This is a genomic window from Cytobacillus sp. C11.1, from assembly GCF_058145115.1.
In genome coordinates this window covers 2335655-2355117 of sequence record NZ_CM176935.1, presented here as the reverse complement: position 1 = coordinate 2355117, position 19463 = coordinate 2335655, and the positions used below count along the sequence as shown (strand labels likewise).

Genomic DNA, 19463 nt, shown 5'->3' with positions numbered 1-19463 from the left:
TGCATTTTCGCGGGATTAGCGTCTTCCGCTCCAATCAACACATTGCTAAATCGACAATTATCTTTAACAAAGCTAGTGCGAAAAGCGACTATGCAAGCTCCACTACTGTGGCAACACCCTGCCCCCCGCCAATACAAAGAGTTGCAAGTCCTTTCTTCGCCTGCCTTTTTTGCATTTCATGTATTAGGGTTACAAGGATTCTAGCTCCACTCGCCCCAATTGGATGGCCTAACGCAATTGCTCCTCCATTTACATTTAAAATTTCTTTGTTAAAACGAAGCTCCCTGTCTACAGCAAGGGATTGGGCTGCGAATGCTTCATTGGCTTCAATAAGCTCCAGTTCCTCCATGGAAACAGCCGCTTTTTCCAGTGCTTTTTTCACAGCTGCAACAGGGCCGATGCCCATGATACTAGGATCTACGCCAGCACTGGCATTTCCTTTAATTGTGACTAAAGGCTTGAGCCCTAGCTCATCTGCTTTCTTTTTGCTCATGACAAGCAATACAGCGGCACCATCATTAATGCCTGATGCATTGCCGGCTGTGACGCTTCCGTCTTTTTTAAATGCCGGGCGAAGGCCACCAAGCTTTTCAGCAGTCGTCCCTTTTTTCGGATACTCATCCGTGTCAAACACAATTGGATCTCCTTTTCGCTGCGGAATCTCCACTGGTATGATTTCGTCTTTAAATTTGCCCGCTTCGATTGCCGTTACCGCTTTTTCCTGGCTCCCGGCGGCAAACGTGTCCTGTTCTTCCCGGCTTAAGTCATATTTCGAGCAAAGGTTTTCGGCCGTTACTCCCATATGGTAATCGTTAAAAGCACACCAAAGTCCATCTGAAATCATGGAATCAACTAATTTTTGATCCCCCATTTTAAAGCCATTTCTTGCATTTTTTAGTATGTAAGGAGCCTGGCTCATATTTTCCATTCCACCAGCTACAACAACTTCTGCATCTCCTGCGATAATCGCCTGTGCAGCCAAATGGACAGCTTTCAAACCTGAACCGCAAACTTTATTGATTGTCATTGCGGAAACGCTTTCAGGAAGGCCCGCTTTAAGAGCAGCCTGCCTTGCAGGATTCTGGCCAAGACCTGCCTGCAGCACATTTCCCAGAATTACTTCATCTATCTGCTCCGCTTTTACACCTGCTTTTTCCAGAGCTCCTTTAATGGCTATTGCTCCTAGTTCGGGAGCCGATACATCTTTTAGACTTCCATTAAAGCTTCCGATTGCTGTCCGGACAGCGCTGACTATTACAACTTCTGTTTGTGCCATCTCTCTCATCCTTTCAAAAACATCTCTCTGCTAATATTCGATCAAAGTCTCAAAATTCCTTTTATTTTGTCAAAATTTCTATTATTCTTGCATTCGAAAAAGCTTTCCTACTACAATTATATTAAGTGCAATATGTATAAATCATCACAGCCAGGAAAGCGCTTACGATGCACGTTTTAAACTATGTGACGGGAGAGGAAAACATGACGCTTGGATTGCCTGAAAAAGTAACAATAATCGAGGTTGGCCCGCGCGATGGGCTGCAAAATGAAAAATCCTTTGTACCGACAGAAGTCAAGAAAGAGTTCATCAAAAGCCTGAAAAATGCCGGTTTAACTGAAATGGAGCTAACTTCCTTTGTTTCTCCGAAGTGGGTTCCGCAAATGGGCGATGCGGCTGAAATTGTTTCAGATTGCCTGGATGGGGCTACAAGGGACATCGTGCTGGCGCCTAACCGCAAAGGCATTGACAGAGTATATATGACGGATTGCAAAGCAGTCGCTGTATTTGTTGGAGTGAGCAATACCTTCAATAAGAAAAACATCAATAAAACCACTCAGGAAAGTATGGCAGAACTAAAACCCATTATCGGGGAGCTGAAAGATAGAGGCTATTTTGTGCGTGCGTGCATCTCGACAGCTTTTTATTGCCCTTACGAAGGAGAAGTTAAACCTGAGGATGCAGTCGAGCTGTGCCGTCAATTTGCAGAGGCCGGCGCCGACGAACTAAGTGTTGCAGATACGATTGGAATGGCTGCTCCTCATGAATCTTACGAGCTTTTTTCCCGTTTAAAAACAGAGTTTCCAAACACACTTTTGACAGCACATTTCCATGACACAAGAAAAATGGCGCTAACAAATATTTTTGCTGCTTTACAGGCCGGCGTTGACCGTTTTGATACATCAGCAGGCGGACTTGGCGGATGCCCGTTCGCTCCAGGTGCTGCCGGCAACGCTGCCACAGAGGATGTTGTTTATATGCTTGAGCGGATGGGAATTGAGACGAACGTTGATCTCGAAAAATTAGTGCAGGCTGTTAAGATCGTTCAGCCACATCTTTCCAGGCCAATTGAAAGCACCTATTTCAATTTGAATACCGAAACTGTTAAATAGAACACACTACCAGCAGCCAGGTACAAATTCCAAATCTGTTATTCATGTATAAGCCGCCCCTTCTTAAAGCATCTTATTAGGTGAAGACACCGAGCACAGCTCCGTACTTGTGACTAGCCGATTCATCCATAAACAAGGCACTGGAGCAAACCTACTTTTGAAGGGGGAAAGATAGATGAGCCAGAAACGCGATAAAGGATATAGCCAGAAGGGGAAGCCTAATTCGGATACAGTAAGCCAGACGATTGCTGCTGAGGAATTGGAAAAGGCAATTCACCCTACAAAAAGGCAGAACTCCCAGCAATAGCCGCCCTAAAGGCGGCTTTTTTCTTGCTGCAAGCTGAACTGAATTTTTCATAGCCATCGGGCATGCCTCCGTCCAATTTATAGTTTGTCCCGGTTCACTTCTGTGTTTTAATCTTTGCCAGAATGGTAAAATAAAGAAAAACAGGTGGAGGGATGGGTTTGAGAAAGGTTTTTCGCTATTTATTTTCATTCATTCTCTTTCTTTCATCACTTGGCGTCTATTTTACAAATAGGCTAATGTATATGAAAAAGAAGGAAGATGAGTTTATTTTAGAAAGGGAGAAGGGAGCGGGCAGGCTTGATCTAATGAAGTATGAAAGCCTGCCCAAAAGAGAAGTGCTGGTCCCCTCTCCTTTTGGATATAAATTAAAGGCTGTGGCTGTTGAACCTCATGAGAATAACCGTTATATCATTATCTCCCATGGGGTAACCGAGAATAAAGTGAACTCAATTAAATATATGAACCTCTTCCTGGAACGGGGATTTAACGCTGTTATTTATGATCATCGGCGCCATGGAGAATCTGGCGGAAAAACGACAAGCTACGGGCATTATGAAAAGTTTGATTTAAAAGCAATCGTTGATTGGCTCAAAGCGGAAAAAGGGCCCGGCATACAGGTTGGCATTCACGGCGAAAGCATGGGAGCTGCCACAATGATTCTCTATGCCGGAATGCTCGAAGACGGTGCTGACTTTTATATTGCTGACTGCCCGTTTTCCGACTTTAAAGAGCAGCTTGCTTATCGGCTTAAAGCGGAAATGAAACTGCCTCCGAAGCTCTTTTTGCCTGTTGCGGATTTATTCCTGCGAATGCGCGAGAAATATTCCATAGCAGACGTTTCTCCTATTTCTGTGATTGAAAACATAAAGAAACCAATCCTGTTTATTCACAGCGAGAAGGATGATTTCATTTTGCCAACCATGTCCGCAGCATTGTACGAGAAGAAGAAAGGGCCCAAAAAGCTATACCTTGCTGTCAACGGAATCCATGCCCAATCGTTCAATGAAAACAAAGAAGACTATGAGAAGGTAATTGATGAGTTTTTGGAAGAGTACGTTTATTTAAATAAAGGAATTCTTTCGCAATAGCAAAAAGCTGGCTCACATTTTGGGCCAGCTTTTTTATTGCTTGGAGATTACTTTTTCTTTTTGGGCAGGCTTTTGGCTTTGTTCTCGCTTTACTACTCTCACCATAGCTTAAGAAAGGTGCTTCAAACCTGGACAATCCTAATTTTGCTTCTGTTTCAGAATTTCCTTGCCGTCTGCTGATAATCCTCTTGCTGTGTGAAAGTTTCCTATTTTAAAATAGTAGCGTCCGCTCTTTTTTTCGATGACTGCTGCTTCTTCAAATTTCTCTTCCTGGCCGGCTACTTCTACTTTTTTAATATCCTGATTATTAATCTTCCCAAAAATGGCCGGGATCCTGTTTTCCAATTTTCCTTCTTTATCATAATCATAGAACTCGTCTGTATAAACAGTCATGTGTTCATTTTCATAATGCTCCCAGTGGTTGTGCCCTTCATTTTTCCAGCCGTTTTTATCGCTGCCCTTCAAATACGCAGCCGCCATAGCATCGAATTCACCCTGCCCATTTTTCTGATGTGTCGTATATAGAAGAATGATTCCGTCTTTTACTTTTTCTTTATGTAGAATTTCTTTCACATTAAAAGGGATATCCTCATCAATTGCCTGGCCCATTGTCTGTGTGCTGCACGCTGACAATAGCAGAATGGACGCGGCCAGCAATAGCAATATGTTTTTCTTTTTCATAAATTTCTCCTCCAATTCTGCGGTGTCTTTACCATTTAATGACAACCCCTAGTAAAACATTCGCTTTTTTTTGTGCCTTTAATAATTCTGTAGCCTTTTCCTACTATATTAAACCCTTATTTTCCAAAAATATGGAAGGGTCTTTATACCTATGTAAAAAGTTCGTGAATCATCCGATTTTTTGCTGATAGAACGGCAAAAAATAAGGCAGCCATCCGCGGCCGCCTTGTATATAACTTATTTTGTTTTATCAAAAAAACTCATTCTTGGATTTAAATACTGGTTCGGGCTTTTTAACTGGAAGCAGTTTGCTTTCTCTGAAAAATCTATTTTTAAATCCTCGTCCAAAAATACTTCCTTGGATTTTTCCACAAATATGCTTCCGGCATTCGTTTTGATTTCCCGGTCATCATCATCCAGTTCTTGCACTAGCCAGAGAGCTGTCACGCCGCTCACAACACATCCGCAGCCATCTATATCATATTTCAGCTTTACATAGCCACCTTTTCCGGCGACCCGTTCGGATAATTTTTCAGCCGCCGTTTCAGTTACTGTAATTTCCATGTTTTAAAACTACCTCCCATTTGCATATGCTGTATTTTAACACAGATAGATTTAACATGCTTCTGAAAGAGACAGTTGCTTTTTTCGCTTATTCCTTTTACCATCAAAGTGAATATGTGTCAATTTTGTGAAAGGGTGGTTGTGTATGTCAAAGGTTCAGATTAAAGTAATGGATAATGGCCCGCTGCGCGTAACAGGCGATGTGGAATTAATTGATGTGGATGGCAACAAATTTGAAACAAAGCAGGTATTCTCTCTTTGCCGATGCGGAAAATCATCAAAGCTTCCATTCTGTGACGGAACCCATAAGGGAAGTTTTGAATCCTGTGTCCGTGCCGAGAAGGTTTTGGACGATAAGGAGTAATCGCCGAAAAACGGGGATAGTTATCCCCGTTTTTTTTCGTTTTTAACTTTCGCTGGCGATACCCGCTCTTCCTGCACAATACCCTGCAGCAATTCCCGGTCCATTCCCGTGCTGTCATCTCCAGCGCCCGGTGCGATATTGGCCATTGGCAGCTGCTCCAGTTCTTTTCCTCTTGGCATATGAAACACCTCCTTGCTGTTAAGGTGCTTCTGCCGCCTAAAAACTACCCCTTTTAATTGCATCCATTATTTTTCAGCTATTATGGCCTGGCCTCCCGCTTTATCTATTCATCCGTAATCCGGGCATCGGCTATTGCGTTGATGGGAATGCGATGAATTTCCCCAAAGCGGTCCACTATATGCAGCTTCTGGTCAAGTTCATCCCAGTAATGAATGCTCCCGATTACAAGCTCATAATTTCTGCCGCGGTAATGAGTAATTGTAACCGATTTTTGAAACTCCATTGCTTCTGAAAGAATCTCATTCATAAATTCAAGCTTTTGCTCATCCAATTCCCGTTTTTGCTCGTACGTATCTTCCTTTGCCCAATCTCTTAGTAGCTTTACATGTTCCGGCAGCATCATGGAAGTCCATTTTATTCTGCCACGATCGCGAATCATAACCCGCCCCCCTTTGTTTACATTTTATGGCCGCCAACCAGTGTGGCGCGGTGCTTGGCGGTTCCTGCACTTGTATAAGATACGGCTCTTAAAAGAGCTCCTCCTCCAAACTTGGAGCGAATCCGGTCAACCGTGTAGCCGAGCTCCCGTTTTTTCCAGCCATCCAGATCAAACAGGCTCAGTTGCATTTCGCAGTCATCCGTAATATTTCCGAGGGAGATAGAGATTTGCCGCACTGTTTTGCCTTCATAATTCTCGTGAAAGAGCTCCAGGCAGACCCGATAAAGATCCATCGTGATATTCGTTGGCTGATCAATCGTTCTTGAACGGTAAAAACCTCCCCCGAATTCATCCTGGCTGTATCCGAGACCAAAGCTGATTGTTCTTCCGGCTTTGCGATGAGTGCGGGCTCTTCTTGCCACTTCCTCGCACATTTCAAGGACAACTTGCTTAATTTCCTCCTCCTCCTTGTAATCCCTTAATAGAATCTGGCTTTTCCCAAAGCTGATCTGCCCTTCCATAATCGGCGCCCCCATTTCTGAAAGGTCAATTCCCCATGCATGATGATAAAGCTGGTTGCCCATAATCCCAAACTTCTTTTCAAGCTTTTCCAGGTCATAGCGGGCAAGCTGGCCCACTGTGAAGATCCCCATTCCGTTCAGCGTTTTTTCGACGCGGCGCCCTATTCCCCACATTTCCCTTAAAGGAGATACATTCCACAATTTCGTCTTCACATCTTCGTACTTCCACTCAGCAACTCCCTTCTTTTTCGCTTCAAGATCAAGGCAGAGTTTGGACATGAGCATATTCGGCCCTATCCCGATGGCACACGGAAGCTGAAATTCCCGTTCAATATCACCTTTTATTTTCCAGGCAATTGTCTCGGCATCCCCCCAGAGATGGAGTGCACCGTCTACTTTTATAAAGCTCTCATCAACACTGTACGTATGAATGGCTTCCTTTGGGACATAGCGGTTAAACACCCGGGTGATTTCGGTGGAAATTCTTAAATAAGTGGCCATTTTCGGCTCCTCAACCCTAATGCGGGGGTCATTGGGAACCTCAAACAGGCGGGATCCAGTCTTTATCCCAAATTCCTTTTTCATCCTCGGAGAGGCAGCCAGAACGACACTGCCCTTCCGCTCCAAGTTTCCGGCAATCACAAGGTAGCAATCAAGAGGGTCCAGGCCAAGCATGACAGCAGAACAGCTCGCGTAGAAGCTCTTCATATCAACACACAAAATTTTATTTTCCGGCATTGCGCTGTAATCAACCATGACTTCCGACATCCTCCTTGGAAAAGTGTAAGGCGCCCGCTTGTCGGCTATGGCCTAGGGCTGATGGCGCCTGAAGCTAGACATCATCTAGCTTTAGAAAGTTATCTTGAATTCATCTTGCTTCAGATAAAGAACATTTGTTCTATATATGTATACCCATTATATTAAGCGAATATGCGTTCGGTTTCAATGGAAATTTTACGGACTTTTTCTTAAATCAGGTTCTTTTGCCAGGTGCCGAAATCCCCAGAAACCTGTATAATCAGCATGAGGTGCAATAAATGAACAAGAAACTAGTTTTTAAAATGGTGCAAAACTGTTTAAAACAATACAACGAGGACAGCCATTCCATTTCGCTCGAAAGCAGAGAGTTTAATGAAATTTTCAAGAAAATCATTGAGGCAAAAAATAAAGAGGCTGACAGCGATCTGCATGAAATCGTAAATGATGCAGTGTACGGCTATATCACAGATTCGCCGTATTTTTAAGGGGACCCCGGGATAAGTGCAAAAGAGAAGCCGCCAGGCAATTGCTGGCGGCCTTTCAGTATTTTACTTCTGATTAAATGCGCGTTTCCCGATTTTTTCAAACAACCTCGGAAACAGAGTATAAACAATGCTTCCTGCATTCATCCACCGCGGAAGATTAATTTCCCTGGCAGGCGTCAGCATGGCATCAACCACTTTAAGCGCCACATACTCCGGTTTGAGCATATACCGTTGAACATTTTTAACATAGGTGCCCTTTTCATCAGCAATATTAAAAAAGTTTGTTTCAATAGGGCCGGGATTTACGGCAGTTACGAATACATTGCTGTCAGCCAGCTCCATCCGAAGGCTGTTCGTATAGCCAAGAACTGCATGCTTGGTTGCGGAATAAACACTGGATTTCGGTGTGGCAATCTTGCCGGCCTGTGAGGCGATATTGATAATATGGCCGTTCTTCTGCTGCCTCATCGCCGGCAGCACCATGCTCGTGCAAGCCATCAATCCGACTACGTTAACGTCAAACATGCCCTTTATTTCTTCGATTTTCGCTTCATGTGCCTCCCGAAAAATTCCGTATCCAGCATTATTTACAAGAATATCCACACGGCCGAGTTGGGCAAGAATCTCTGAAAACACAGCAGAGACCTCATCAGAGTTGGAGACATCAATTTTATATACATGAATGTCTACTGAAAAACGGCTGCGCAGGTCGGCCTTCAGCGCATTCAATTTTTCAAGATTACGGGCAAGAAGAACAAGGTTTGCCCCTCTCTCAGCGCAAAGAGCAGCCATTTGGGCTCCAATTCCCCCCGATGCACCCGTAATAATCACATTTTTATTTTTCAATCGATCTGACAAATCAAACCACCTCTTTGGATGCGGAATACAGGAATGCTTTCTCCTCTTTATTTATATAAATCTCCCCTATAGAATGCAAATAATCAAGCTGGGCCACCGTTTCCGATATCGTCAGGGAAAGCTCTTTTTCATACACTTTTGGAAATAGACGGCAGCAAGCCTCAAAAACAGTGAGTGATTCGGATTCGAGCCATTTTTTCACTTTCATGGCACGGTCGTGCTGGCGTCCAATCCTCACTTCGATTAATTCATTTACATTTATGATATCTTCCCCATGACCAGAATAAAAAAGGCCGATTGGCAGATTCTGTACTTTTTTAAGGGAAGCGTTATATTGCAGCTGAGGTTTCGGCCGCTCTTTGCTTCCGGGCAAAGGAGGCTCCAGTATAGGGTTTGGAGAGATATGGGCGAGCAGATGGTCCCCGCCGATAAATACACCGTCCCTTTCCCTAAGTAAGCCGATATGGCTCTGGGCATGGCCTGGTGTCTCAATAACTGTCCAATCATCCAGCCCGGCAGGATTATCACCTTCTTTAAGCTCCCCTGTTAATGAGCGATTACAGGAAAAGCGAAGTGTCTTTCTCATCAAACCAATAAAGGATAAATACTTTTCCGGAACCCCGAATTCAGTAAAAAGTTTATAATAAAATTCATCATGGGCTTTTAAAAAGGCTTCCGTCCGGGACAGCCACCTTTGATTTACTGAATGCCCATATATCTCCATATTCTGAGAAAAAAAGTCCAGTAATCCTGCATGATCAGGGTGATGATGAGTAAGGACAACCTGGTCGAAATCGCCGGGAGTTAAACGGAGTTCTTTTAATTGCTCTTTTAACGCTTCCCATGCTTCTTCCGTTTTTGGACCTGCATCCACGAGAGTCAGCTTTTCTCCCTTCACAGCATATACATTGACATCTCCGACAGCAAAAGGTGTCGGGATAACGAGTTTTGCAATTCCATCTTTCCATTCCGGCATTTTTCCATCCCCCTAAAACGCTATATTTAAATAAGATACATTTCTTTTTCATATATTTCCGCAGGCAATTCTAGTGATACATAAGAAGTGCTTAGAATATAAATCATATTACCCAAGTCTTTTAAAATAAGGCGGTTGACTACAGCACAAATTCCCGAAACTCTATAGCATAATTTAGAAAATTTTCATATATAGAAATAAGTGTACCGCTCTTTTTAATAATTGTCATTATTTTCACATAACTTTTCCCGAACTTTAATAAAAATTAAAAAAATACAGCTTGACAAACAGGGGTATCTTCTTGCATAATCACAATTAAAATTTGATTTTACAGATCAAAGCTGCACTCAACTGCAGCAGAAAAAATAGCTATGATTAAGATTAGTAAATAGGAAACGGCGAAAGAGAGTGAAGCTCAGCGGCTGAAAGGCTTCACCGTCCAATTGACTATTGAACCTGCCTTATGAGCTGTTAGGAAAAACCTAAACGCATTCCCGGCGTTATTGGGATCGAGATGCCTTTTTCAAAAAGTGCAAATGGCTGTGTATAAAAGCAGTTAAATGCTTCTGCAGGAAAGGCAATGAAGGTGGTACCACGGAAGCAAAGTCTTTTCGTCCTTTACTGGATGAAAAGACTTTTTTTATTTTTGGCTCTGTTAAACTTGCTTTTTGATTTCCGCTCAGTCACTCATCGAGCAAACACCGCACGATGCAATTTCGAGGATCTCGTGCCTTCCGCTCCATTCAACAGGGTGCAAATATCAACAATAAGCTTTAACATAGCATAGTTTTACGAGAGTTAGGAGCACCCTTGCAGCGTTATATTCAGTTTGGTCAGCTGGCTTGCGGAATATTTATTTTAGAAGGAGGAATATCAATGAAAAAGTTAGCTGTTGTTGGCGCAGGATCCATGGCTGAAGCTTTAATATCCGGAATCGTAGAAAGCCGGCTAATCACGGGAGACAACATATGGGTAACTAATAAAGGCAATGAGGAAAAACTGCAATTCATGCAGAAAACCTATGGCGTTCAGGCAACTTACAATCTGGAAGAGATTTTCAAAGAGGCTGAGGCGGTTATTTTGGCGATGAAGCCTAAGGATGCGGCTGATGCTATCACCCTCATTAAGCCTTATTTAAAAACAGATATGCTGATCATTTCCGTGCTGGCAGGCGTATCTATTGAAAGCATTGAGCTTTTGGCGAAAAAAAAGCTTCCAGTGGTCAGAGCCATGCCAAACACATCTGCGGCAGTCGGCAAATCGGCCAGTGCTTTATCAGTCAATGAAAAAGTAACAACAGAACAAATGGAGCTTGTGAAGGAAATGTTTGAAACGGTCGGAATGGCTGCATTTGTTGAGGAAAAACAGCTGGATGCGGTAACAGGCTTGTCAGGAAGCGGCCCAGCGTATATTTACTATCTTGCAGAAGCAATGGAAAAAAGCGCAGAAGAAATTGGGCTCGAAAAGGAGATGGCCAAAGAATTCATCATTCAAACGCTGATTGGGGCAGCCGAGATGCTGGCAAAATCGGCTAAAGAGCCTCAGCAGCTCAGAAAAGAAGTAACAAGCCCTGGCGGCACAACAGAAGCCGGTGTAAGAGTACTTGAAGAGAATGGTGTCCAGAAAGCCTTTATAGAATGCATCAAGCAAGCGACAGCCCAATCCAAACGGCTTGGCCACAGCTTCAGCAGCACTGTGAAAATTTAACTGACAGCACTTCCTAAAATTTACGGCAAAGCTCCCCTTTGCCTTGGAACAAACTAAGAGAAAAGCATGAGGGAGTGCCTGCGATGTTCGCATTATTATTAAGCCTTAGCCTGCTTGTCTGGCTGGCTGTTTTCATTGATGCCTCTTTTGGGTTTAAGCGGCTCGATCGTCTTGAGGATTCCGAAAGCACAAGTGTTGGGCCCCGCTTATCTATTATTGTAGCTGCCCGGAACGAAGAAGCACGGCTGGAACAAAGCTTAAAAAGCCAGCTGGAACAAAGCTACAAAAGGATCGAATGGATATTGGTCAATGACCGATCAGCAGACAAAACCGGAAAGATCATGGATTGTATGCAGGAGTCTGATTCAAGAGTTAGAACCATTCATATTGACTCTCTCCCGGATGGGTGGCTTGGGAAAAATCACGCCCTTTATAAAGGGTACTGTGAATCAACGGGAGAATTGATTCTGTTCACTGACGCAGATGTTTTATTTAAAAAAGAAGCCATCGGCAAGGCCATACATTATTTTAATCATCACAAACTTGACCATTTGACAGCAGCTCCCAATTTAAACGGAAAAAGCTTCTGGCTAAAAGCGTTCATCGCCTTTTTTCTTTTTGGTTTTTCCTATTATAAACGCCCATGGCTGGCGAATAACCCCAGTTCTAAAACAGGCATTGGAATCGGTGCGTTCAACCTGATCTCTAAACAGGCATATGAAGTGCTGGGTACGCATGAAGTGATAAAAATGCGCCCGGATGATGATTTAATGCTGGGCATGAAGATGAAGCAAAAAGGCTTTAGGCAAAGAATTGTAACAGCGATGAATCTGATCGAGGTTGAATGGTATGGAAGCTTAAAAGAAGCCTTTAAGGGGCTGGAAAAGAACACTTTCGCTGGGCTCCATTACCGAATCAGCATGGTTCTGTTTGCCATTGCAGGTACGTTTATTTCACAGGTACTGCCCTTCACCACCATTTTCTCACCGGATAAGATTATTTCAGGCTTAAGCCTGGCCAATATCCTTCTGCTGGCTATCGTTTACACGCTCATTACAAAAAGGATGTCCGCTTTCTCTCCTCTTCTGTTTCTTGTATTCCCAATTACAGCGCTCCTTTTTATTTACTCCATTATACGAGCCAGCATTCTAACACTTGTGCGGGGCGGAATTGTTTGGAGAGGCACTTTATACAAGTTAAGTGAACTCCGGGGCAAGCACTAAATGGCGGATGCAAAGCAAAACGCATTCAAAAGTGCTTGTTCTTTTTCATTTGATAGCACGCCTGCTATACTTAATATTTAGGATAACGAAACAAGGAGGCTCTTATATGGAAACAAAGCTTTTTTCCCCTTTTACAATTAAAGACGTAACCTTTAAAAACAGAATCGTTATGGCGCCGATGTGCATGTACTCGAGTCATAACGAAGACGGAATGGTCCAAAACTGGCACCGTACACACTACACGAGCCGGGCTGTCGGCCAGGTGGGCTTGATTATTCTTGAAGCTACGGCTGTTACTCCACAGGGCCGGATTTCTCCGCAGGATTTAGGAATATGGAGCGATGACCATATCGCCGGATTAAAAGAATTGACTGATTTAATAAAAGAACATGGTGCAGCTGCAGGAATCCAGCTTGCACATGCCGGCAGGAAAGCTACAGTTGAAGGTGAAATTCTCGCCCCTTCTGCCATCGCATTTAATGAAAAAATGAAAAAACCAAAAGAAATGACAAAAGAAGAAATCTCTGAAACTATCGATGCATTCAGGCAAGGTGCTGAACGAGCAAAAAAAGCAGGCTTTGAAGTCATTGAGATCCATGCAGCACATGGCTATTTAATCAACGAGTTTTTATCACCGCTCAGCAATAAACGTACTGATGAATATGGCGGGTCAGCCGAGAACCGCTACCAAATTCTGCGTGAGGTCCTTGAAGCGGTTAAAACCGTATGGGATGGCCCGCTATTTGTAAGGGTTTCAGCCAATGATTATCACGAAGAAGGCTTAACAGCAAAAGATTATGCTGAAATGGGCAAATGGATGAAAGAACAGGGTGTAGACCTTATAGATGTTAGCTCTGGTGCCGTTGTCCCGGCAAGAATACACACCTATCCCGGCTACCAGGTTAAGTATTCTGAAACAATTAAAGAAGGCGCCAATATCGAGACTGGCGCTGTCGGCTTAATTACATCCGGCTTGCAGGCAGAAGAAATACTTCAAAATGCTCGAGCTGACCTAATTTTCATCGCCCGCGAATTGCTGCGCGATCCTTACTGGCCACGAACTGCTGCCAAAGAACTGGGCGTTTCTATTGAGCCGCCCAAGCAGTACGAACGCGGATGGCTATAAAAGCTCCTGAAAGATAGAAAAAGGGATGGTATGGTACCATCCCTTTTTTCTATTGGCTCAGTTAAAGCTTATTGTTGATATTGACACCCTGCTTGGAGCGGAAGGCGCAAGTAGCCGAAGAGCGTCGGCCCCGCCCGCGGTTCGCTGAGTGCCTGAAATGAAAATCACAAGGAAAGTTTAACAGCGCCTTTCTATTAAAATAACTGCAATGAATCAAGAAAAACAATGATAATGACCAAAGGCACCACATAGCGAAGAAGGAAGTGCCATACGGAAAAAATGCCGTTCAGCGATTTAGACCCTTGGATCAATTCATTTCTCAGCAGATCTTTTTTCATTTTGTATGAGACGAAAATGGAAATGAGCAAAGCTCCGACCGGCATAAGGATGTTGCTTACGAGAAAATCCGCACTGTCGAAAATGTTTTTTCCGAAGATCAATATATCTGACAGCGTACTGAAGGATAGCGCTGATGGGATTCCAACAATAAAGATAGCCAATCCAGTCAGCCAAGCTGCTCGAGTTCTGCCTCTCCCCTTCTTATTCGTTAAGGCTGCTACAACAATTTCCAGCATGGAAAAAGCGGAAGTCAGGGTTGCAAATAAAAATAATGCCAGGAATAATAGCAAAAAAACCTTTCCAAAAAGAATCTGATCAAAAACAGATGGCAGGACAATAAACAGCAAACCAGGCCCTGCAGCAGGTTCAAACCCTAGTGAGAAGACAGCCGGGAAAATTGCGAGTCCAGCAAGAATGGAAATGAACAGGTTCATGCCGACAACGGAAAATGCAGGCTGCAGCAGGCTTTCCTTTTTGGACAAGTAAGAGCTGTACGTCACCATAACTGAAACCCCGACACTTAGGGAGAAAAAGGATTGTCCCATTGCATATAGAACGGTTTCGGAATTTAAATTTGAAAAATCGGGTTTCAAAAAGAACGATACGCCATCCATTGCATTTTCAAGTGTTAATGAACGGGCAATCAAAATAATAAACAGAATAAATAAAGCCGGCATGAGAATTTTACTAACCTGCTCAATTCCTTTTTGAACCCCTTTAGCGACAACTAAAATAGTAATTAATAAAAAGATTCCTTGTGCAGCTACCACCGATGCAGAGTCTGATACTGAATTGCCAAACAGTGCTTCGTAGTCCCCTGCCGCATCCATAGAACCTGTAACGCCGTACGCAAGGTACTTAAGGATCCATCCGCCAATTACACTATAAAAAGATAATAGTAGAAAACATGTGAATACACCAAGATAACCGATCCAGTGCCATTTCGATCCTGGGGCAATGTCCCTGTATGCGGAAATCGCTTCTTTCCCTGTACTTCGCCCAATGACAAACTCACCAAGTAAAAGAGGGAAACCAATTAACAGTGAAAATAAAAGAAATAATAACATAAATGCCCCGCCACCGCTTGTTCCTGCCACATACGGAAGCTTCCAGATTGCTCCAAGCCCGATAGCCGAACCAGCTGATGCTAAAATAAACCCAATTTTCGATGACCATTGTTCATTTTGCTGCATGCTTGTACCTCCAATATTTTTACTAAAATCAAATGGAAACCGGCCGGATTTCCAATGTTAATAAAAGTTATTTTTCCGAAAAAAACAAAAAAGCCACATTCTTCAAAAGGGACGCGAATCTTATTCACGCGGTACCACCCTTTTTGAAAGCATGTGACTTTCCTCTCGAAATATAACGGATTAACCGTCTTTTCCACTGAAGTGCAGAAAAGAAAAGCTCCAAGGTGAAATTCATCTTATCTTTGTGCCAGTTTTCACCATACACCGGCTCTCTATATACAGGGAGATAAGACTTAATAGGTTCTTTTCATAGCTTTTTAAATATAATGTTTTAAGTATAAGTGTGATTATAGTACGCTCACATCGAACCGTCAATGCCAAGTTTGAAAAATTCAATTTTTCCGGTCATTACTCCCCGCTCCAAATCCTTTTCCAAACAGCGCCTTCATGGGTTCCTTTGATCTCAAAAACATCCGGATTGCTCATTTTCATAAGATGGTCAAAACCCACTTTTTCATCGAAATAGCGCAGCAAAAGAGTTGATAAATTTCCATGGGTGACCAGCAATATATGGTCTCTTCAGAAGCAATCAGATCTTTCAGAATGGAAGCAGCCCGCTCCATACCGGATGTCTGGGATTCTCCCCCTTCAAAAACAAGCTCAAAGTCTGAAAAGCTTTCCTTTAGCTTATCCTGCCAATCCTCATAATTAACATAACTAAGGACTCTTTCCCCCAAACGCTTATCCTCAATAATGTCCAAATTTCTTGATTCCGCCAACGGCTTAATTGTTTCAAGCGCACGCACAAAAGGACTCGAATAAATTCGGTTCATTTCTTTATCTTTAAAAAAGGCAATAAGCATCTGTGCCTGCTCCCTGCCTCTGTCTGTCAGTTTAGCGGAAAAAGGCTGCCCTTCAGCCTTTGCATGGCGGACGATATAGATGGTTTTCATTTAATCATCATCTCCCCTAACCAGCGGTATATGGATCTCTTTAAAGTCCTCAGCTATGTCAGTGTTGGGAAAAATGATTTGTGATTCCTTAACGAGCATTTCCCAGTCTGAGCGTTCATATCTAGAACTAATATGATTCAGGCAAAGCCTTTGGGCATTCGCTTTTTGAGCAACCTGGGCCGCCTGAATGGTTGTCGAGTGGAAATAATCATAAGCAAGCTTTTCTTCCCCTTGTGAAAAAGTGGCTTCATGTATAAGCAAGTCAGCGTCCGCAGCCAATTCAACTGCCGCATCACAAATTCTTGTATCGCCAAGAACCGTGATAATCCTCCCTTTTTGGGCAGGTCCAAGAAAATCCCGGGCATATAAGATTCGCCCATCCTCAAGCTCAATTTTTTCGCCATTTTTAATCCTTTTATAAAGCGGGCCTGGTTTTACACCTGCCTCAGTAAGCTTATCTGCCAGCAAAGTACCTGGCCGGTCCTTTTCAGTAATACGGTATCCAAATGAAGGGATCCCGTGCTGCAGCAAGCGTGCCTCGACTTTGAAATTAGGGTCTTCAAATATTACCCCATCTGCAATTTCTACAACTTTCAATGGATATTTAAGGTATGTACCGCTGACAGAGAGCGAGACTTCCACATACTCCTTAAGCCCTTTTGGTCCGTATAGGGTTACCTCTGTATCCCCACCCTGAAAAGAACGGCTGGATAATAAACCGGGTAAACCGTATATGTGGTCTCCGTGAAGGTGGGTAATAAAAATCTTTTCTATTCTTCGCGGTTTGATGCTTGTATGTAAAATTTGATGCTGGGTGGCTTCCCCGCAGTCAAACAGCCAGATGCTGCCTCTTTCTTCAAGAAGTTTTAAAGCCATGGAAGAGACGTTGCGGAGCTTAGCAGGAATTCCAGCTCCGGTCCCCAAGAAAAACACATCCATTATAAAAAGCCCCTTTCCAGCAGAATAGCAAAGAGTCCCACCTATCAGGAAAGGATTAAGCAGGCGGCACTCAGAACTAGACAGCTGCCAAATCGAAAAAATTATTAAAAACTTATATCGTACACTGGTTCAGTCTGAATACTAACACTATACCATAGAGGCAAGGCAATTCTCTTTCAAATCAATTCGTTTTTGTAGTATTTCATTGGATAGTTACACTCTTTTAGACGGAAACTATCTGTAGAGTGCATACATAATGTTTGCGAAAACAGTCTGAAACAGATAAAATTTAATATTTGTACAGGCGTTTTTTAGCAGTGCAACATACTAGCATATCTAAAACTGCGGGTGGACACTTGGAAGTCCAGCCTTACATACAGAATTTTTTGTCGAAGAGAGGTTCTAGAATCGTGAAATTAAACGAAAAACCGACCGCATTAATTATGATATTTGGAGCAACCGGAGATTTGGCGAAAAGAAAATTATTTCCGTCACTTTACCGTTTGTACAAGAAAGGCAAACTATCTGAACGCTTTGCGGTAATTGGGATTGCCAGAAGGCCGCTTTCAAATGATGAATTTCAGGCGAGTGTAAAAACCTCTGTCGAATCAGCTATAAAAGACAGCGGAGAGCTTGAAGATTTTGTTTCCCATTTTTACTACCATTCACATGATGTGACAGATGCAAGCTCATACTTGGCTTTAAAGAGTATGGCCGAAGAACTGGATACACACTATTCTCTTGAAGGAAATCGAATTTTTTACCTGGCAATGGCACCTGAATTCTTCGGGACCATCGCAGAACACTTAAAAGCTGACGGTCTGACAGACGTTGACGGCTTTAAACGCCTTGTAATCGAAAAACCATTTGGCCATGATTTGGAATCAGCGAAACAGCTTAACAAACAAATCAGAAAAGCCTTCTCTGAAAATGAAATCTACCGGATTGACCATTATTTAGGAAAAGAAATGGTGCAGAACATTGAAGTCATCCGTTTTGCCAATGCCATTTTTGAACCTCTGTGGAATAACCGCTATATTTCAAATATACAGGTCACTTCCAGCGAGGTGCTCGGTGTAGAAGAACGCGGACGATATTATGAAAAAAGCGGCGCCCTTCGCGATATGGTCCAAAACCATATGCTTCAAATGGTCGCACTGCTTGCAATGGAACCGCCAATCCGCCTCACTACCGATGAAATTAGATCTGAAAAAGTTAAAGTTTTAAGAGCGATGCGCCCATTGAAAGGCGAACGGGTAAAGGAATATTTTGTTCGCGGACAATACGGGAAAGGATCAATGAGCGGGAAACAAGTCCCAGCTTATCGCGAAGAGCAGATGGTGGATGAGCAATCCAATACCGAGACCTATGTGGCGGGCAAGTTGATGATTGATAATTTCCGCTGGGCAGGTGTACCAATTTACATCCGAACAGGAAAAAGAATGGCCGCTAAATCAACGAAAATCGTCATCCAGTTTAAAGACATTCCAATGAACTTATACTATCAGACTGAGCAAACGCTGAATCCGAATCTGCTTGTCATCCATATTCAGCCTGAGGAAGGGATTACTCTCTATTTAAATGCCCAAAAATCCGGCCAAAACATGGAAGCTACACCGGTTAAATTAAACTTTGCCAACAAGGGCATCGATGGAATGAACACGCCGGAAGCCTACGAACGTCTTTTATATGACTGCATGCGCGGCGATGCCACAAACTTTACGCATTGGGATGAAGTCGCCCTTTCCTGGAGCTTCGTTGACAAAATTTCGGACGTTTGGGAAAACACCAAAGAAGAAGGTTTCCCGAACTATGAATCCGGCACAATGGGACCAAAAGAAGCAGACCAGCTGCTTGAAAAGGATGGTTTCTTCTGGTGGCCTGTTACCGACCTTGATGTGGAAGAGTGTTAAATGAATGAAACCCCTGTGTTAACTGCAGGGGTTTTTATTTTTGGCTGTTTACGCAAACTTTGTTGCCTTTTTAACAAAAAGTGAGCAGAGGTTAATTTCCGCCTAGGATGCTCAGCAAACCACGGGGCAGGCGGTGAGCATCTTCAGCGAGCAGCGCCTGTGGGGTCTCACCTGTTCCACTCCTCCGGCTTTTCATCTGATATCGGTGTCATGAACCCTTTATAGCGACCATCTTCCTGCCTTTTCCTCTGATATGGGCGTCATGAATCCTTTATAGCGACCAGCTTCACGCATTTTCCTCCGATATGGGCGTCATGAACCCTTTATAGCGACCATCTTCCCGGCTTTTCATCTAAAATGGGCGTCATAAACCATTTTCGGAAACCATTTCTCCTGATTTTCATCTATTAGGGGCGTCGTGAACCCCTTACGGCGGCTATCTCCCATGCTCCGTCTCTGA

20 protein-coding genes and 1 other annotated feature are annotated in these 19463 nt (G+C 43.3%); of the genes, 9 read left to right on the top strand and 11 right to left on the bottom strand.

The genetic code is table 11. The features are described from left to right. Nucleotides 1–88: 88 nt before the first annotated feature. Nucleotides 89–1276 carry an acetyl-CoA C-acetyltransferase gene (locus tag AC3ZVC_RS11630; protein WP_490068577.1) on the bottom strand — a complete coding sequence of 396 codons (1188 nt, stop codon included), beginning with the start codon at nt 1274–1276 and terminating at the stop codon, nt 89–91. A 203-nt stretch (nt 1277–1479) separates the two neighbouring features. On the opposite strand from AC3ZVC_RS11630, the gene AC3ZVC_RS11625 reads away from it, so the two are divergent. From AC3ZVC_RS11625 to AC3ZVC_RS11615, 3 genes are all read left to right on the top strand, one after another. Continuing rightward, nucleotides 1480–2388, top strand: a complete 909-nt coding sequence (locus AC3ZVC_RS11625; protein WP_490068576.1) for a hydroxymethylglutaryl-CoA lyase — start codon at nt 1480–1482, stop codon at nt 2386–2388. A gap of 175 nt (nt 2389–2563) precedes the next feature. Then, complete coding sequence (locus tag AC3ZVC_RS11620; protein ID WP_258309328.1) at nt 2564–2695, top strand: hypothetical protein; 132 nt, start codon at nt 2564–2566, stop codon at nt 2693–2695. Between the two features lie 158 nt (nt 2696–2853). Continuing rightward, entirely contained in the window at nt 2854–3783 is a 930-nt protein-coding gene (locus AC3ZVC_RS11615) for an alpha/beta hydrolase (protein WP_490068575.1), read from the top strand. A 138-nt stretch (nt 3784–3921) separates the two neighbouring features. Here AC3ZVC_RS11615 and AC3ZVC_RS11610 read toward each other — a convergent pair whose 3' ends face one another. Together AC3ZVC_RS11610 and AC3ZVC_RS11605 are read right to left on the bottom strand one after the other, a co-directional pair. Further along, complete coding sequence (locus AC3ZVC_RS11610; RefSeq protein WP_490068574.1) at nt 3922–4464, bottom strand: hypothetical protein; 543 nt, start codon at nt 4462–4464, stop codon at nt 3922–3924. Between the two features lie 237 nt (nt 4465–4701). Beyond that, on the bottom strand, nt 4702–5028 hold the full coding sequence (locus tag AC3ZVC_RS11605; RefSeq protein WP_490068572.1) for an iron-sulfur cluster biosynthesis family protein: 327 nt from the start codon (nt 5026–5028) through the stop codon (nt 4702–4704). Between the two features lie 145 nt (nt 5029–5173). On the opposite strand from AC3ZVC_RS11605, the gene AC3ZVC_RS11600 reads away from it, so the two are divergent. Then, the gene (locus AC3ZVC_RS11600; protein WP_110064322.1) at nt 5174–5392 is read left to right on the top strand and encodes a CDGSH iron-sulfur domain-containing protein; all 219 of its coding nucleotides are present in this window, start codon (nt 5174–5176) and stop codon (nt 5390–5392) included. A 20-nt stretch (nt 5393–5412) separates the two neighbouring features. Here the strand turns inward: AC3ZVC_RS11600 and AC3ZVC_RS11595 are convergent, their stop codons facing one another. The 3 genes from AC3ZVC_RS11595 to AC3ZVC_RS11585 all read right to left on the bottom strand — a co-directional run bounded on the left by AC3ZVC_RS11595 (nt 5413) and on the right by AC3ZVC_RS11585 (nt 7288). Continuing rightward, nucleotides 5413–5571 (bottom strand): hypothetical protein, encoded by a 159-nt coding sequence (locus AC3ZVC_RS11595; RefSeq protein ID WP_214722830.1) that lies wholly within the window; start codon nt 5569–5571, stop codon nt 5413–5415. 104 nt (nt 5572–5675) lie between these two features. Next, the gene (locus AC3ZVC_RS11590; RefSeq protein ID WP_490068569.1) at nt 5676–6011 is read right to left on the bottom strand and encodes a YolD-like family protein; all 336 of its coding nucleotides are present in this window, start codon (nt 6009–6011) and stop codon (nt 5676–5678) included. Nucleotides 6012–6028: 17 nt separating this feature from the next. Next, complete coding sequence (locus AC3ZVC_RS11585) at nt 6029–7288, bottom strand: Y-family DNA polymerase (protein ID WP_490068912.1); 1260 nt, start codon at nt 7286–7288, stop codon at nt 6029–6031. 281 nt (nt 7289–7569) lie between these two features. On the opposite strand from AC3ZVC_RS11585, the gene AC3ZVC_RS11580 reads away from it, so the two are divergent. After that, nucleotides 7570–7776: a YqzH family protein gene (locus AC3ZVC_RS11580; RefSeq protein WP_490068568.1), complete on the top strand. Its 207-nt coding sequence runs from the start codon at nt 7570–7572 to the stop codon at nt 7774–7776. 63 nt (nt 7777–7839) lie between these two features. Here AC3ZVC_RS11580 and AC3ZVC_RS11575 read toward each other — a convergent pair whose 3' ends face one another. Together AC3ZVC_RS11575 and AC3ZVC_RS11570 are read right to left on the bottom strand one after the other, a co-directional pair. Continuing rightward, on the bottom strand, nt 7840–8634 hold the full coding sequence (locus AC3ZVC_RS11575; RefSeq protein WP_490068567.1) for an SDR family NAD(P)-dependent oxidoreductase: 795 nt from the start codon (nt 8632–8634) through the stop codon (nt 7840–7842). 1 nt (nt 8635) lies between these two features. Further along, a complete protein-coding gene (locus tag AC3ZVC_RS11570; protein WP_490068566.1) occupies nt 8636–9610 on the bottom strand; it encodes an MBL fold metallo-hydrolase in 975 nt (324 codons plus the stop codon). 876 nt (nt 9611–10486) lie between these two features. Here AC3ZVC_RS11570 and proC point away from each other — a divergent pair. The 3 genes from proC to namA all read left to right on the top strand — a co-directional run bounded on the left by proC (nt 10487) and on the right by namA (nt 13666). After that, the gene (gene proC, locus AC3ZVC_RS11565; RefSeq protein ID WP_490068564.1) at nt 10487–11317 is read left to right on the top strand and encodes a pyrroline-5-carboxylate reductase; all 831 of its coding nucleotides are present in this window, start codon (nt 10487–10489) and stop codon (nt 11315–11317) included. 83 nt (nt 11318–11400) lie between these two features. Further along, on the top strand, nt 11401–12540 hold the full coding sequence (locus tag AC3ZVC_RS11560) for a glycosyltransferase family 2 protein (protein ID WP_490068563.1): 1140 nt from the start codon (nt 11401–11403) through the stop codon (nt 12538–12540). A gap of 106 nt (nt 12541–12646) precedes the next feature. Further along, nucleotides 12647–13666, top strand: a complete 1020-nt coding sequence (gene namA / locus AC3ZVC_RS11555; protein WP_490068560.1) for an NADPH dehydrogenase NamA — start codon at nt 12647–12649, stop codon at nt 13664–13666. Between the two features lie 194 nt (nt 13667–13860). Here the strand turns inward: namA and AC3ZVC_RS11550 are convergent, their stop codons facing one another. The 3 genes from AC3ZVC_RS11550 to rnz all read right to left on the bottom strand — a co-directional run bounded on the left by AC3ZVC_RS11550 (nt 13861) and on the right by rnz (nt 17090). Continuing rightward, nucleotides 13861–15198 carry a sodium-dependent transporter gene (locus AC3ZVC_RS11550; protein WP_490068559.1) on the bottom strand — a complete coding sequence of 446 codons (1338 nt, stop codon included), beginning with the start codon at nt 15196–15198 and terminating at the stop codon, nt 13861–13863. Nucleotides 15199–15302: 104 nt separating this feature from the next. Continuing rightward, nucleotides 15303–15518, bottom strand: a binding site (T-box leader). Between the two features lie 168 nt (nt 15519–15686). After that, complete coding sequence (locus AC3ZVC_RS11545) at nt 15687–16151, bottom strand: histidine phosphatase family protein (RefSeq protein ID WP_490068558.1); 465 nt, start codon at nt 16149–16151, stop codon at nt 15687–15689. Then, entirely contained in the window at nt 16152–17090 is a 939-nt protein-coding gene (rnz, locus tag AC3ZVC_RS11540) for a ribonuclease Z (protein ID WP_490068555.1), read from the bottom strand. Between the two features lie 443 nt (nt 17091–17533). Here rnz and zwf point away from each other — a divergent pair, with 443 nt between their 5' ends. Continuing rightward, nucleotides 17534–19003 carry a glucose-6-phosphate dehydrogenase gene (zwf, locus tag AC3ZVC_RS11535; protein WP_490068911.1) on the top strand — a complete coding sequence of 490 codons (1470 nt, stop codon included), beginning with the start codon at nt 17534–17536 and terminating at the stop codon, nt 19001–19003. Nucleotides 19004–19463: the final 460 nt, after the last annotated feature.